Origin of the sequence: Occallatibacter gabretensis (assembly GCF_001449115.1) — a bacterium.
Classification (GTDB): domain Bacteria; phylum Acidobacteriota; class Terriglobia; order Terriglobales; family Acidobacteriaceae; genus Telmatobacter; species Telmatobacter gabretensis.
In genome coordinates, this window is record NZ_LAIJ01000012.1 from 114,384 (window position 1) to 130,011 (window position 15,628).

The 15,628-nt window shown below is 57.6% G+C and carries 13 protein-coding genes; 6 read left to right on the forward strand and 7 right to left on the reverse strand.

Annotation, left to right across the window (positions count from 1 at the left end; translation table 11 throughout):
* Positions 1-36: 36 nt before the first annotated feature.
* Together VO84_RS19615 and VO84_RS19620 are read right to left on the reverse strand one after the other, a co-directional pair.
* Positions 37-1,875: a M48 family metalloprotease gene (locus VO84_RS19615; protein WP_058189484.1), complete on the reverse strand. Its 1,839-nt coding sequence runs from the start codon at positions 1,873-1,875 to the stop codon at positions 37-39.
* 87 nt (positions 1,876-1,962) lie between these two features.
* Complete coding sequence (locus tag VO84_RS19620) at positions 1,963-3,018, reverse strand: energy transducer TonB (RefSeq protein WP_058189485.1); 1,056 nt, start codon at positions 3,016-3,018, stop codon at positions 1,963-1,965.
* A 653-nt stretch (positions 3,019-3,671) separates the two neighbouring features.
* Between VO84_RS19620 and galE the strand changes: the two genes are divergently transcribed.
* The 3 genes from galE to VO84_RS19635 all read left to right on the forward strand — a co-directional run bounded on the left by galE (position 3,672) and on the right by VO84_RS19635 (position 6,758).
* A complete protein-coding gene (galE, locus tag VO84_RS19625; RefSeq protein WP_058189486.1) occupies positions 3,672-4,682 on the forward strand; it encodes a UDP-glucose 4-epimerase GalE in 1,011 nt (336 codons plus the stop codon).
* 84 nt (positions 4,683-4,766) lie between these two features.
* Complete coding sequence (locus VO84_RS19630; protein WP_058189487.1) at positions 4,767-5,117, forward strand: type II toxin-antitoxin system HicB family antitoxin; 351 nt, start codon at positions 4,767-4,769, stop codon at positions 5,115-5,117.
* Between the two features lie 150 nt (positions 5,118-5,267).
* Entirely contained in the window at positions 5,268-6,758 is a 1,491-nt protein-coding gene (locus VO84_RS19635; RefSeq protein WP_231738103.1) for an MFS transporter, read from the forward strand.
* A 32-nt stretch (positions 6,759-6,790) separates the two neighbouring features.
* On the opposite strand, the gene VO84_RS19640 is transcribed toward VO84_RS19635, so the two are convergent.
* The 3 genes from VO84_RS19640 to VO84_RS19650 all read right to left on the reverse strand — a co-directional run bounded on the left by VO84_RS19640 (position 6,791) and on the right by VO84_RS19650 (position 9,306).
* On the reverse strand, positions 6,791-7,228 hold the full coding sequence (locus VO84_RS19640; RefSeq protein ID WP_058189488.1) for a phage tail protein: 438 nt from the start codon (positions 7,226-7,228) through the stop codon (positions 6,791-6,793).
* Positions 7,229-7,282: 54 nt separating this feature from the next.
* A complete protein-coding gene (locus tag VO84_RS19645; protein WP_058189905.1) occupies positions 7,283-7,624 on the reverse strand; it encodes a VOC family protein in 342 nt (113 codons plus the stop codon).
* A 77-nt stretch (positions 7,625-7,701) separates the two neighbouring features.
* Entirely contained in the window at positions 7,702-9,306 is a 1,605-nt protein-coding gene (locus VO84_RS19650; RefSeq protein WP_058189489.1) for an esterase/lipase family protein, read from the reverse strand.
* Positions 9,307-9,578: 272 nt separating this feature from the next.
* Here VO84_RS19650 and acs point away from each other — a divergent pair, with 272 nt between their 5' ends.
* Positions 9,579-11,564 carry an acetate--CoA ligase gene (gene acs / locus VO84_RS19660; RefSeq protein ID WP_058189491.1) on the forward strand — a complete coding sequence of 662 codons (1,986 nt, stop codon included), beginning with the start codon at positions 9,579-9,581 and terminating at the stop codon, positions 11,562-11,564.
* Between the two features lie 68 nt (positions 11,565-11,632).
* On the opposite strand, the gene VO84_RS19665 is transcribed toward acs, so the two are convergent.
* Entirely contained in the window at positions 11,633-12,103 is a 471-nt protein-coding gene (locus VO84_RS19665) for a hypothetical protein (RefSeq protein ID WP_058189492.1), read from the reverse strand.
* A gap of 134 nt (positions 12,104-12,237) precedes the next feature.
* On the opposite strand from VO84_RS19665, the gene VO84_RS19670 reads away from it, so the two are divergent.
* Both VO84_RS19670 and VO84_RS19675 read left to right on the forward strand, forming a co-directional pair.
* Positions 12,238-12,759 carry a dihydrofolate reductase family protein gene (locus VO84_RS19670; protein ID WP_058189493.1) on the forward strand — a complete coding sequence of 174 codons (522 nt, stop codon included), beginning with the start codon at positions 12,238-12,240 and terminating at the stop codon, positions 12,757-12,759.
* A 100-nt stretch (positions 12,760-12,859) separates the two neighbouring features.
* Complete coding sequence (locus tag VO84_RS19675) at positions 12,860-14,743, forward strand: tetratricopeptide repeat protein (protein WP_058189494.1); 1,884 nt, start codon at positions 12,860-12,862, stop codon at positions 14,741-14,743.
* 102 nt (positions 14,744-14,845) lie between these two features.
* On the opposite strand, the gene VO84_RS19680 is transcribed toward VO84_RS19675, so the two are convergent.
* Positions 14,846-15,439 (reverse strand): hypothetical protein, encoded by a 594-nt coding sequence (locus VO84_RS19680; protein WP_058189495.1) that lies wholly within the window; start codon positions 15,437-15,439, stop codon positions 14,846-14,848.
* Between the last annotated feature and the right edge of the window lie 189 nt (positions 15,440-15,628).

Below are 15,628 nucleotides of genomic sequence, written 5' to 3' on the forward strand. Positions count from 1 at the left end.
TTGGGTCTCGGCCATCTCAAAATGGCGCCGAGTTTGCTATTGAGCCTGCGGTGCGGGAGCAGGACCGGTAGGCGCAGCCTGTTGCTGGCCTCCACCCGCCGGTGCCGCCTGCCCCGGAGCAGGCACTGGAGCATTTTGCGCCGGCGCAGGAGCAGCACCATTCGGATCCGTCCCTGGCTGAGCCGTATCAGTGGCGCTGTAGCGCTGCAACCGGAAGTAGAGCGGTGTCACCTCCAGCGGCATCTTGTCGCGCGCATTCATCGGTGCATACACCTTCGCATTCAGCTGGTGTACCCGATCATCCCACGGGTCCGTCTTCAGCCAGCTTCCCAGCGGCTGCGCCGGAACCTGCGTCAGATCGTCCCAGTTGATCTTCGGAGCCGAGTGCGCCAACTGCGTCATCCATGGCGTTCCATCCGGACGGAGCAGGGAATCGCCAAGCCGCGCCGAATTCAGCGCTTTTAGCACCTTGCCGCGATCCGCAAGCTGTGACCAGTACAACCCAGCCTTCGGCATCTCGTCCTTGTACATCGAAGCCTGAAGATACGTCATCGCTGTCTTCACTGCCTCTTCGTTGTCATGGTCCGTGTGGTACATGTTGATTCGCTGGAAGGTCGATTCATCCGGGAAGAGCAGACGGTCATTAAACGCATACCGTGTATCGATGTGGTGTCCCAGCGCAATGTGTGCCAGCTCCACTGAAATCACGGATGCAATCGTCGCCTCATGCAGCGGCATCGTGTCGATCAGTCCCTTGCTCAGCAGAATCGTGTTGCCCACGGTCGTCGCTTCCACCGTGTCCGTCAAAAGAACCCGGCAATGTACCGGAGAGGTGAACGCCAGGTTGTTCGGCACAATCAGGTTCGTCACAATCTGGTCCAGAACCTTTTGCTCGAACCCATCCTGAGTTAGCGGAGCCACCAGTCCTGCCTGCACCAGGCGGTCGATCACGTTATCCTCGGCCTGCGTCACCCACTGCCGGGATGCTTGCAGCGGGCTCACGTCCTGCGAGTCCTGGCTCTTGTCCTCGGCGTCCTGAACGGAAATATTCACATTCTCGCTCTCGCGCGTCGGCAGCCGCAGGGAGTAGCCCCAGAAATGCGTCTGCGCCTTCAGGCCCACGCTCTTCGAGCTCTCTGACCGCTGTGATTCCTCCACGTATACCGCCACGGGCAGCCACAGATCCGGCTGCACATTCATGCGCCAGCTGTCGAAGTGGAAGTAGTACTTCGAAGAGTCCTCGTTGCTCGGCGGAGTAAATGTGCCGTTGAAGCGCACAATGTTCGCGTCCTGGTCCTCGATCCACACGCGCCCATAGAACAGGCCCGTCTTGGCTTCCTTCGGATGAACGTCAAAGACCCATGTCCGCACCGAGCCCAGGAACTCGCGCCGCACATAATTGAACACATAACGGTTCTGGTCGAACCCATACGGGTCCAGGAACATCATCTGCGTAAAGCCCAGCGGATTGTAGGTGAACTTCGAATCCAGTCCCAGCGCCTTGCTCAACCCTGCAATCGAAGCCAGTGAGCTCTTGAAGAAGCCCTTCTTGTCCGCCGGATTCGAACGTCCATTGTAGGTCTTGTCAAAGAAACCCTTGCCGAAGTCCACGCGGCTCAGCATGTACGTATCCGCCACCGGAATCTGATATAGCTTCTGGTCCGGCCTCGTGTCTTGAATATAGGTTTCTACCAGCGGAGTCCGCTTCTGAATGTTCTGGATCAAAATCTTTTCGCGTGCAATAGCCCTCTGAACAAGCGCTGCCTGCTCCGGCGTCAACTGGTGCGCCTGCTCGTACTTTGGCTCTTTCGCCAACAACGGCATCGCCACCGGCACCAGCAGCAGAACAGCGAGGGAAATCTTACTTAAACGCATGTGAGCTCCTAATTGTATGTTCTTCGCGAATCAAATCTTGACAGCGGGCCCACTGCAGCCGGACCCGCCATTCCTGCATCCTTGATCTTATGCCAACTGGAACGTAATCGTAATGTTTGTCGTTAGATCCACTGCTTGGCCGTTTCTTGTAGCCGGATGAAAACGAATCTGCTGCGCCACGCGGCGCGCCTCTTCATCCAGTCCATGTCCAAGGCCGTGCACCACGCCCTGAACGACCACCTGGCCATTGGCGCTGAAGGTGACACGAAGCACCACATCGCCCTGAATCTTGAGAGCCCGAGCCTCCTCCGTGTACCGCGATGGGGGCTTCGACAACACCTCAAGATTAGTTGACTTCGCGGTGTCCGTCGGGACAGGCGTCGCCACTGCGGCCTTCTGCACCGCAGGAATTCCCGCCGAAGTCACCTTGCCTGTTCCATATTGGCTTCCGCCAGGTCCTGTTCCGGTTCCACCCGGCAGCCCGGCAGAAGCCACACGGCCCTGAACGCCGGCATTAGAGCCGGACTTGGTTCCATTTCCGATTCCTGTCGAGCCCACAACACCCGTCGGTGCAACCGCCTTGCCTTCCATCCCGCCATAGGGGTTTCCGACAGCGGCCACCGTGGCTGGCTTCGTTGCATTCGGATTCGGTGTCACGCCAAAGGTCTCGCCCAGGTGTACTGGCGTTGTAGAAGGCTTCGCCTGCTGCACCTGTGCCGGAGCGGCCGCTGTCAGCGCGGCCTTTGGCTGCGGAGCAAGAACCACCTGCGGCTTGGCTGCCTTGATCTCCGGAGTCTTGATCCTTTCTTCCAGATGCAGCGGTTTCACCTCAGGCTGAGGGACCGGCTTCGGTAAAGCAATCTTTGGAGGTTCCAGCTTCGCCTCGGGCGGCTTCGGCGGCGGCGGAAGCTTCGGCGGAGTAATCTTGATCTTCGGCGGTGGTGGAGTCTCAACTGGAAAGATCAGCTCAGTCTGCTCGAATTTATGGTTTTCTATCACCTTCTTCGCCGTCATTCCGATATAAATCGCCAGCGCCAGAATCAACATATTGATTACCGCGCTGGTAACAAAAGTCGTAGGGCTGCTCTTCGGTTCAGGCAGAAGGCCAAAGTTTGCTCGAATCGGGGGCGGAGTCGTGGGCATATTTGCTCTATCCTCGTTCCTGGGTTGCGTACGGTTCACGGCGCTGTTCCTGTCTCGTGCCATTCCATTGAGTGTCGTATCAGGCGTCATCGTGACTGGATCTATCCCGAAAACCGCGTTTCTAAAGAATCTACGGCTACTTCTTCCTATATCGCCCGTCACGATACGGCGGACGAGCTGGCCCGAATTACTCGTTATCGTACAAATCCGTTATTGAATTCGCCTGCGCGGAATCGTACCAGTTGCGGAAAAGATGTTTATGCGCTTCTTTCTGCACAACTTGTACTTCGTTCCTATCCGCTCAGTCTTTCTAATCAACCACTAGGAATAACCAAAGAGCAACCAATACATCAATGGTAACCATTATTTGTCACTTTCGATAGTCCTGATGGTAAGGAATGTTGATGACCTGTGTTCCACCGAAAGTCTGGAAGCGCGTACGCCCTCCTGATACTTAGATGCAACCTTTGGATGTATTCGTCTGCGCCATTTTCTCTCAGCATCAAAATTTCCGTCGGGAGATGAATCGCCGCGGCTTTTCACACCGCCCATACCATCAATCCGGCACTCGCCGCCTGCGCAAAAACAGCAGCACATACTCTATGTAATAGACTCAGCTTAATCGAAAAACGATCAGGAAAGGGAAACAAATCGTGAAGATACTGGTCACTGGCGGAGCTGGATACGTGGGTGGTACCGTTGCCGGATTGCTTCTCGATCGCGGACATGAACCCGTCATTTTCGACAACTTCTGCCACGCCCAGCGCGAGATGCTCCCCGCCGGCGTCCCATTGATAGAAGGCGACTTAGCCGATAGGCCCCTGCTCGAAAGCATCTTCGCCGAAGCCCGCTCCGCCAGCCGTTCGTACGACGGCGTCATGCACTTCGCTGCCCTCATTGAGGCTGGCGAATCCATGAAGAAGCCTGAGATCTACTTCCGCAACAACACCGCCTCTACGCTCAGCCTGTTGGAAGCCATGCACGCGCAACAGGTCGGCAAACTCGTCTTCTCTTCCACCGCCGCTGTCTACGGCGAACCCGAAGCCGTTCCCATCCCCGAAGATGCCCGCCTCGCTCCCACCAATGCTTATGGCGAATCCAAGCTCCTCGTCGAACACATCCTGCGCTGGTTTCACTCGATCCACGGCCTCCGTTACGCCTCCCTGCGTTACTTCAACGTCGCCGGTGCGCCGGAAACCTCCCAGGGCATCGTGCGTGGCGAAGCCCACGAGCCCGAATCCCATCTCATCCCCATCATCCTCGACGTCGCCCTCGGCCGCCGCGAATCCATCAGCATCTATGGCGACGATTACCCCACTCCCGACGGCACCTGCATCCGTGACTACGTCCACGTCTCCGACCTCGCCGACGCCCACATGCTCGCCTTCGCCGCTCTCGACCGGACAGACCTCGGTGGTCGCCTCATCTATAACCTCGGCAATGGCCAGGGCTTCTCCGTCCGAGAAGTCATCGAATCCGCCCGCCGCGTCACAGGCCACGCCATCCCCGCCCATCTCCATCCCCGCCGCTCCGGCGATCCCGCCGTCCTCGTAGCCAGCTCCGAGAAAGCCATCCGCGAACTAGGCTGGAAGCCCCGCTACTCTCAGCTCGACGAAATCCTCCGCACCGCCTGGATCTGGCACCAGATTCGCTACTCCAAATAATTACGATTCGCGGCCGTCTGTGGTTTTCAAGGCGTATCAGATTCGAGCTACCATTCAGTTTCTCTGTCAGGAAGGAAAGCTGCCATGAGTCAAACACTGCGTCACAAGGGCTATGACGGCTCCGTAGAGTACAGCGCAGAAGATCGCATTCTGCATGGATCACTGCTGGGAATCCGCGATATGGTGACCTATGAAGGGTCCGACGTAGACAGCCTCGAAGCGAACTTCAAAGCAGCTACCGACGAGTATCTCGCCTTATGTGAGGTCGAAGGAAAGACTCCTGATCAGCCATTCAAAGGTAGTTTCAACGTACGCGTAGGAGCAGACCTGCACAAACGTGCGGCTCTCTTTGCCGAAGATCATCATCAGAAGCTGAACAATGTCATTTCGCAGGCTCTGGAGACGTTCTTGGCGGTTGAAGACGCACATCGATAGAGAACAGGCGTATTGGACCGTGCATTTAAGTGGTCGTAGCCGGCACAGAAATTAACTTGACATCCATCCCCTCGGCCCCGCAAAGTGGGCAGCCAGAATTGAATCCTCACATCGCCACGTCTCTGCGCAACACCTGCCTTGAAAGCATCGTTGAGCAAGCGCGGCATTGTGCAATCTGAGGAAGCAGCACGCATGGCCATCTCCGGCTCCGCTCCCAAAACCCAATACTCCATTCCCCAGGTCATCATCGGTTCGGCCACCGGCACCATGATCGAGTGGTATGACTTCTTCATCTTCGGCTCGCTCACCACTGTCCTCGCCTCCAAGTTCTATCCCCCCGGCAATGAAGTCTTCCAACTCATCGCCTATCTCGCCACTTTTGCTGTCGGCTTCCTCGTCCGCCCCTTTGGCGCGCTCTTCTTCGGCCGCATCGGCGACCTCACCGGCCGCCGAATCGCCTTCATCATCACCCTTACCATCATGGGCTTCTCCACAGCCGCCATCGGCATGCTGCCAACATTCAAGACCGCCGGCTGGTTCTCTCCGATCATGTTGATCTTCATCCGCATCCTGCAGGGCTTGGCTCTCGGCGGAGAATACGGCGGAGCCGCCGTCTACGTTGCTGAGCACGTCCCGGACAACAAGCGTGGCTTCTACACCTCCTTCATTCAGATCACCGCCACCCTCGGCCTCTTCATCTCACTCGGCGTCATCGTCATCACCCAGCAGTCCATGAACAAGGCTTCTTTCGAAGATTGGGGCTGGCGTCTGCCATTCCTTCTCTCGCTCATCCTCGTCGGCATCTCGCTCGCCATCCGTATCCGCATGAAAGAGTCGCCCATCTTCCAGCAGCTCAAATCCAGCGGAATGAACTCAACCAAGCCGCTTACGGACGCTCTCACACAATGGCCCAACCTCAAGCGCATCCTCATCTCGCTCCTCGGAGCCACGATGGGGCAGGGAGTGGTCTGGTATACCGGCCAGTTCTACGCGCTCTTCTATCTACAGACCATCCTGAAAGTCCCCGCCAGAGACGCCAACATCCTCGTCGGCATTGCGCTCCTCTGTGCCATGCCTTTCTACACCGTCTTCGGTTCTCTCTCCGATCGCATGGGCCGCAAAAAGCTCATGATGGCCTCGCTCCTCGCCGCTGCCATCTGTTACATCCCCATTTATCACGGCATGGTCTCAGCCGCTGGCAACGGCATCGTCAGTGTCTCCTCTGTCGTCGACAAGGTCACCAGCGCGCCTAAGCTCACGCCCATGACGCTCGATGCAGCTACCGGCAGCGCCGTTCCCGCAAAGGCCGCCACCGCCGCCAACAAGCCCCTGCTGATCTTTCTTATATGGCTACAGGTTCTCTTTGGCTGTGGAATCTACGGCCCTATCGCCGCGTACCTCGTCGAGGCCTTCCCGGCAAAGGTCCGCTACTCGTCGGTCTCGCTCCCGTACCACATCGGCAACGGAGTCTTCGGAGGCATGCTCCCGCTCATCGGACTCTATGTCTGCGCCTCAACAGGCAACATCTACGCCGGCCTCTACTATCCCATCGCCGTCGCATCCCTCTGCTTTATCTGTGGCGTCTTCTGGCTCAAGGAAACCCACAACACCCTCATCTGGGAAGAAGCCCCACAGAAATAATCCGGAGCAGGGAAGGGAAGCATATATCACTCTTACTGCAGCAAACGCTGAATGCTCTGGCAGCTCAGAATAAGCTCTTCGAGCGCTGCCTCATCCTGATTGTCTGTCAGCGGACCCGTATAGCGAAGCGGCAGCGCATTCGTCAGCTGCCACGATATGATTGGCGTCCCGGTCTCGTTACGAAGTGTCACGATCATCTCTGAAACCGCTGAGGCCTCCGAGGTGCGTGTCTGTGCAATCCAGTTCAACAACTCTGTAGCATTGACCAGCCCACGTTTCATCGTCACATCGTTCGCGGTGTACGTCCCCTGCACCCTCCCCAGTTCCTCAGTTCCCTCATATCTGCGGATCGGCAGCTCCGGCAGGCCCGCCGCTGCCGTAAATCCGCCCAGCAGCGTCTTCACGCCTTGCGCAGGAATCCGGTAAATCACATACGCATATTCGATGTACGGCGTCGATCTATCCGGCACAACATCTCCTCCCTTTCAGGGCTTTTATCTTTCTGATCCATGATCCCTATTCCCTCAGTTAGGTTTCCACAGCCCCACAACGTTCCCCTCCAGGTCCGCAAACCATGCAAACGTCCCCGTCGGAATCGGCACCGGCGGCACAATCGTCTTCCCGCCCAGCTCTTCAACCTTCTTCAGGTGCGCCGCCACATCATCCGTCTGCACATAAAAGTGCGTGAACTGATGCGGCTCATGCCCCAGCGCCGCCACATGCCCCGCAATTCCTTCGCCGGAGCCGGTATCGATCATCCCCATCGGCCCCTCATCGATCTTCCACCCGAACGCCGCCTCATAAAACGCGCTCGTCGTCGCCTTGTCCTTGCAACCAATCTCAAAATGCACCACCGGATGACTCATTCCTTCTTCCTCCTTGTTTTTCATGTGTATGAGCTCAGCAAATACTATCGCTCGAAACGGTTCTCGCAAACCTTTCGTTATGACTCAGCTTCTGGAGCATAGGGTGGAAAGGTGAATATACTGCTGACGGCGCCAAGCGGCATCGGCTCGCGTTCCACAAATACCTCAAGCAATGTCGTGGTGTAGGGATAAAACAAAGATCCCGATCCTTCCGTAAGTGCGGTGATGTCCATCTTGACCGGCTTCTGGTCAATTCCACTGTGCGCATCGATTGCCAATCGTTGGGGCGGATCATTCTCGCCGCCCGTATAAGCTTCGTACTCAATCAGCGCCGAGCCGCTAGAAGCAATCAGCTCAACCCACATCTTTTTTCCGTTGGCGTTCAGTTTCAGCATCTCGTCCGTGAGCGGAACATAAAAACAGCGATAGCTCGAGTCGCTCGAATACGTGTCCGCAATCAGGCGCACCGGAGCGAACTCTGGGTCGTCTGATTGGGAAAGGTCATCCCCGCAGAAAAGCTGAAAGTTGTAGTCGGGAACTCCGTCCCCGCGTTCGTCCACCATGCGAATCACCAGTTGTTGCCAGCCCGCGCCACCTGAATCGTCGTGGCCGGCCGTATCCATTACCCGCTGCGGACCAGCTCCCGCTGCAAGCGCCTTCGTTTCCCAATCGTCATAAGCGGCCGCATCAGCCAGGGTAAGGAATTCCTTGATCAGACTCACCACCACAGGATCTGGAGCCGAGATAATCGTCCCATGATTCTTCTTCTCCACCGCGATGATCGGAGCCGCCAGCCGCTTGCTTGACCAGTCCGTAATGTCACATCGCTTCGTTGGGTCATTCGGATCAAGTTTCGGAAACCGGCGAAAATCCAGGCTCACCTTACGCGCGTTCAGCGCGCATCCAGCCCATCGCACCGTCCCATCGCTTCCCGGCGAATTCGAAACCGCGGCAATTCCTTCATAGGCCTCGTTTCCAATGAAAATCGCAACATAAGGTGTCGTATCCCCCTTGTCATAGAACGGCGTCGCGGAAATCATATCTTTGTGAGCCAGATCCCACGTATATTCGCTCGCCAGCTCAAGGCCATCCAGAACTTCGTTGCCCGCATTCATGAAATCCGGTCCCAGGTTTTTGTTCCCCTTGACCAAAGTGCCAAGCCAGCTGCGCCCCTTTTTCGCCTGCGGTGATCCAAAAGTCGCCGGAGCCAGTCCCACAAGATGCTTCAATCGGCGAACGCGGCTTCGCACCGGGTCTCCGGGATGCGGGTCACTCGTCAGCCACTGGCGTAATACCAGCATTCCAGTCGAATGGACAATCGCATCAAACGACCAGTTGTCCCCTCTGGGTGTCCCCGGAAACTTGTTCAGCCGCAATGCGCGGTCAAATGCTTCGCCCAGGTCCTTGATGGTCACTTCATTGTTCAGCGTGACGTAATTGCCCACGTCAACAATCGCCGCCGGAATATTCGCTGCCTCCAGGGCCTGTTTCCAGGGCAGGAAATCCGTGCCGCTCGCCGAGTAGCCATGAATCAGCAAAACGAATCTTTGGTCGGATGGCGTCGTCGTCTGTGCGTTGACTGGTGGTGGGCCGGTTTTGCCCGCTGAAGCGGACGTGGGAGCAGCAGGCGGCTCTGGCTGCGGTTTGTGGAACCAGCCTCGGATCGCGTCAAGAAGACTCATCGATGTCTCCAGCAAAAGTGGATTCGGAAGATTCGGTCACCGAGCATACCGTCGAACTCTTGGGTAAGCAAGCGAATTCTGCCCGGAGCAGGCTTTGTTTCGTCAAGAACATCCGCTCCATAGGCGTGAAAGCCACAGGCGCGTATCCCAAGCGCCCTTGCCCATCCAACCTCTAGCCCGATAAAGTTTTCCCACAAGATCTTTCGCGCTTCAGCGCCGTAACCAAACCTTGCGATCCACTGTACCGCTGCCCATATAAAAAGGACCAAACGATGTCTTCCACGCCCTCCGCTGCAAACCAGGACCTTGAATCCACCCTTCGCGAAAACCGTCTTTTCCCGCCTTCGCCTGAGTTCAGCGCCCACGCCCACATCCAGTCCCTTGAGCAATACGAAGAGCTCTACAAGCAGTCCATCGAAGATCCGGAAACCTTCTGGGCCAACGTCGCCAATGATCTTCACTGGTTTAAAAAATGGGACAAGGTTCTCGACTGGAACCTTCCCTTGGCCAAGTGGTTCGTCGGCGGCCAGATCAATCTGAGCTACAACTGCGTCGATCGCCACGCCCTCGGCACTCGCGCCGGCAAGACCGCCATCCTCTGGGAAGGCGAGCCCGGCGAAGTCCGCCGCCTCACATACGCCGAGCTGCACACTGAAGTCCAGAAATTCGCCAACGCCCTAAAGTCTCTGGGTATCAGGAAAGGCGATCGCGTCGCCGTCTACATGGGCATGACGCCGGAGCTCGCCATCGCTCTGCTCGCCTGCGCCCGCATCGGCGCAGTCCACTCCGTCATCTTCGGCGGCTTCGCCGCTCAAGCCATCGCCGATCGCGTCAACGATTCCTCCTGCGTCGCCATCCTTACCCAGGACACATCCTTCCGCCGCGGCACGGAAATCAAGCTCAAAGCCACCGTAGACGAAGCCCTCAAGCTTTGCCCCACTGTTCAGCACGTCGTCGTCTACAAGCGCTCCGGCTCGCCCATCAACATGGTCACCGGCCGCGACTGGTGGTGGCACTCGCTCGTAGCTAACGCACCCTCCGTCTGCCCCGCCGAACCGCTCGACTCCGAAGACCCGCTCTACATCCTCTACACCTCCGGCACCACCGGCAAACCCAAGGGCCTCGTCCACACCACCGGCGGTTACGCCGTCGGAACCTACATCACCACCAAATACGTCTTCGACATTCAGGACCACGACGTCTATTGGTGCACCGCCGACATCGGCTGGGTCACTGGCCACTCGTACGTCGTCTACGGCCCGCTCCAGAACGGCGCAACGGTCCTCATGTATGAGGGTGCGCCCAACTTCCCTGACTTCTCCCGCTTCTGGAAGATCATCGACGACCACAAGGTCACCATCTTCTACACCGCTCCCACCGCCATCCGCGCCTTCATCAAGTGGGGCAATGAGCATGTAGAAAAGCATGACCTCAGCTCCCTCCGCCTCCTCGGCACAGTAGGTGAGCCCATCAATCCCGAAGCCTGGATGTGGTATCGCGAGAAGATCGGCCGCAATCGCTGCCCCATCGTCGATACCTGGTGGCAAACCGAAACCGGCGCCATCATGATCTCGCCCATCCCCGGCGCCATCGCCACCAAGCCCGGCTCCGCCACGCGCCCCTTCTTCGGCATCCAGCCGGAAGTCGTCACCAAGCCTGACGCCGAAGGTCATTTCGAAAAAGTCCCCGCCGGCTCAGGCGGCCTGCTCGTCATCCGCAAGCCCTGGCCCTCCATGGCCCGCACCATTTACGGCGATCCAGAGCGTTATGAGAAGACCTATTGGTCCGATGTCCCCGGCTGCTACTTCACCGGCGACGGCGCGCGTCAGGATGCAGATGGCTACTTCTGGCTCATGGGCCGCGTCGATGACGTCATCAATGTCTCCGGCCACCGCCTCGGCACCATGGAAGTCGAATCCGCCCTCGTCGCCCACCCCAAGGTCGCAGAAGCAGCCGTCGTAGGCCGTCCAGACGATCTCAAAGGCCAGGCCATCTCTGCCTTCGTCTCTCTCGAATCCGGCCACAAGCCCTCAGAAGAACTCAAAGACGAGCTTCGGAAGTGGGTCTCCAAGGAGATCGGCTCACTAGCCCGTCCCGACGACATCCGCTTCACCGAAGCACTCCCCAAAACCCGCTCCGGCAAAATCATGCGCCGCCTCCTCCGCGAGCTCGCCACCCACGGCGAAATCAAAGGCGACACCACCACCCTCGAAGACTTCTCCGTAATCGCCAAACTCCGCGAAACCGAAGAAGGCTGAGCTATTCCGATCAGCAACAAAAAGGCCCACTCCTCGGAGTGGGCCTTTCGCTTTCTACCATCAACAGCTTACCGGGGATGACCGCCGCCGGGATGTCCGCCGCCACCTGCATGCGAAAATCCTGCGCTGTGCTCGTTGGTAGGCTCATGTCCCGCATGACCTACATTCCCACGTCCATCCCGAGCTTCATTGCCCTGGAAATGCGTAAATGCCTGCGCATTACGTTCCGGCATCGGGCCGTGATAGCCATGGTGCGGATCATAGCGGTTGTCTACGTGTCCGTAAAATCCATGCGGCCCATGAAACCACGGACCAGCGCCGATAAACACGCCCCCCGTAAACCAATCCGGCCCATAGTAGCCATACGGAGCGCAATCATACGGCGCATAGTCGAAATACCCATAGGGGCATACCGGCGCAACGCCGATTCCAACTGAAATCTGTGCTGCTGCTGCTGCGTGCGCTGCGGGAGTTTTAGGCGAGCTGCTCACCAGAACAAAAGTAAGAGCGACAAAAATCAGTGATTTCCAGCGGATCATTTAGACATCCTCCAGCCTTATGTATCTACACATCTAACTTCTACTTAGGTGTACGGAATGGGTTTAAGGTTGGTTGGACGATTCATCTTCATAATTTGCAGTCGTTTGGCCACCCTTTGCTACACTGACCCTCCATGCGCCAGCTCCGTTACAGCGTCGCCGTAAGCCTCGACGGTTTTATCGCCGGACCCAACGGCGAATCCGACTGGATCATCACCGATCCATCCTTCGACTTCGCCGCGCTCTGGAATGAATTTGACACCCTGCTCATGGGCCGCCGCACCTTTGAAGTCGCCATCAAGCGCTTCCCATCTCTTGACGCGATGGGAAAGAAAATAGTCGTCGTCTCCACTACCCTCAAGCAATACCCCGGCGCAACCATCCTCAGCGATAAAATCTCCGAGGCCGTCGCCGCCCTCAAAGCCGAATCAGGCCCCCAACCCGGAAAAGATATCTGGCTCATGGGCGGAGGCGCGCTCTTTCGCACCCTGCTCGATGCCGGCCTCGTCGATACTGTCGAGCTCAGCGTCATCCCCATCCTACTCGGCTCCGGAACCCCGCTGCTCCCCGCAGGCAACCGCTGCCCAATGCGCCTCGAGGAATCCTCCGCACTACCCAACGGAACCCTCCGCCTCTACTATTCCATCGCCCGCTGACGCACTCACCGCTATCCTGCACGCAGACCCTCTCACAGCCAGCACAGCTCACGTTTTTTCTGCCCTTCCGATCTCTCTCTTTGCTACACTGACCGCGCTCATGCGCCCACATCTGTTTTGCCTTGTTCTCCTCTTCGGCCTTGCCTCGGTCCCGGCCTTTGCCGCGCCGGACCAATGGGTAGAAGTTCGTAGCCCGCATTTCACGGTTATCACCAACGCCGGAGAGAAGCAGGGCCGCCATACGCTCGATCAGTTCGAACGTATGCGCTGGGTCTTTTCGACCCTCTATCCAAAGTTCAATGTCGATCCGCCGGAGCCCATCCTCATCTTCGCCGCCAAAAACGGAAAGACCTTCCAGTCCTTCGAGCCACAGGCCTATCTCGCCAAAGGCCAGCTCTCCCTCGCCGGATACTTCCTTAGCACGTCCGACAAAAACTACATCCTTCTCCGCCTCGACGCCGAACAGGAAAACCCCTTCGCCACCGTCTACCACGAATACACCCACCTCCTCTTTCGCTCTGCCGCGGACTGGATACCCCTCTGGTTCAACGAAGGCATTGCCGAGTTCTTTCAGAACACCACCATCCACGACAAGAACGTCGAGCTCGGCAAGCCCAGCGCCGACGACATCCTCTACCTGCGCCAGCAAAAGCTCATTCCGCTTCCCGTTCTTCTCAAGATCGATGCCAGCTCACCCTACTATCACGAAGAGGAAAAGGGCTCGATCTTTTACGCGGAATCCTGGGCACTCACGCATTATTTTCAGATCACAGATAAAGAGAAGGGAACCCACCGCCTCTTCGACTACCTCAATCTCGTGGCCAATCACACAGACTCCATCGCAGCCGCCGAACAGATCTTCGGCAATCTCAAGCAGCTTCAGTCTGCGCTTGAGTCCTACATCAACGCCGGCAACTACAAAGAGTTCGTTCTCAACTCCGCTGCCGCGCCCATAGACGAGTCCTCCTACACCGTTCGCACGCTCACGCAGTTTCAGGCCGATGCCGCCCGGGCTGATGTTCTCGCCGATGTCCAGCGCGAGCAGGAAGCCCGCAGTGTCATCGATTCCATCCTCAAGGCCGATCCCAACAATGTTGCGGCCATGGAAACCATGGGCAATATTGAGCTGCGCGCTAATAATCACGAAGAGGCTCGCAAGTGGTACGCGCAAGCCGTCAAGCTCGATTCCCAGAGCTATCTTGCCAACTACTACTTCGCCGCCATGTCGCAGGGCGGCAGCTCTGCCGACGACGCGCTCATCGAATCCAGCCTGCAGGCCGCCATCAAGCTTAATCCCAAATTTGCCCCCGCCTATGATCGCCTGGCCGGCCTCTATGAGCGGCAGCCTGATAAACGCGATCAGGCACTTCAGCTCTCCCTGCAGGCCGTCAAACTTGATCCATCCAACTTGTACTACCGCCTCAACGCCATCAACGTGCTCATGACCTTGGGCCGCTTCGATCAGGCTCTCTCCGCTCTCCAGACTGCCGTGAAAGTCGCAAAAACCCCCAGCGAGGTGAATCTCGTCCAGAGCCGTATCTCTCAGGTCACTCAGATTCAGCAGGCTCGCGCCCACGCCGCACAGGCTCCGCAAGGGCAGGGACAGGTGGTTACGCTTGATGACATTCCCGGCGCAGGAGCCGGAGTTCAGACCGTCCGGATCGTGCAAAAAGTCGCAGCCGATGCTGCACCAAAGCATCCTGACGCGGCCTCAGGCCCAAAGCACTCCCTCACCGGCATCATCCAATCCGTCACGTGTTCCTATCCCACCATCATCGAGTTTCAGCTCAAAGCCCCGGCCCAGACCGTCACCCTCTACAACAACAACTTCATAAAGATCGATCTCAGCGCCGCTGGCTTCAACCCAACCGGCTCCATGAATCCCTGCAAGGACTTTGAAGGCCGCACCGCGCGCATCTCATACGCCGAAACTACAGACAAAACCGTCGATGGCCAGGTCCTCGCCATTGAACTCCACAAATAGCCATCGATGCGCGTGTGCCCAACAGGCTCCGAGTAAAGACAAAACGGCCCGAATCCGTCAGGACTCGGGCCGCATCTTGTTTCACCCAAATTTCCAGAATCTCTAAAACCTGTAACCCACGTTGATCCCGGCCCGAGGATTCCATCGCCGATGCGGTGAGTTGCCCTGTTCCGGCGTGTTATCGGTCAGCGAAAAGGACGATGCAATGTTGTCGCCGTAAAGCTGGAATGAGATCCGGTGACTCCACTGGTACTCCAGGCCGCCGCCCACCCCGCCGGCAAAGGAAATATCCGGCGTCTGTCCCGTGCCGCCCGTATGTGCGCCGCCAATCAGCACGCGTCCAAACAGGCTCCACTTCTCGAAAATCGGCCCATGCACCTCAGGACCGGCAAGAACCATGCTCACCTTCGGGTCTCCAGGATTCCCTGACGCATACGAGCCCGGATAGTACGAACCATCCGCCGCCACGGCAAAGAACCGGCCAAAATCGCGAACCACTCCAAAGTCTGCGCCAATCAACCCATACCGCGACTGGTTTACCTGGTTAATGCTCGTATAACTTACGCCTGCGTATGCCTTCCACTTCAGTTCGGCATCGGGATTTGCCGCAGGGGCCGGTTTATCCGGTGCAATCTGGGCCAATGCGGCCAGCGGCATTCCCGCGGCCAACAACAAAATCAACCACTTGCTCTTCAAAGGCTAATTCTCCTCAATCGGCACACGCTCGCCGCTCCCGATGGAGCAGCTGCCATTGGCGTGGTCCGGTACCTCTATAGACTATCCCGTTACCCCTGCTTCCACGAAGCCGGAATGCGGATTGGTTTGTTTGAAGGGTACGGGCTTTAGCCCGTACATTTACACCCGCAAAATACAGGGCTTTAGCCC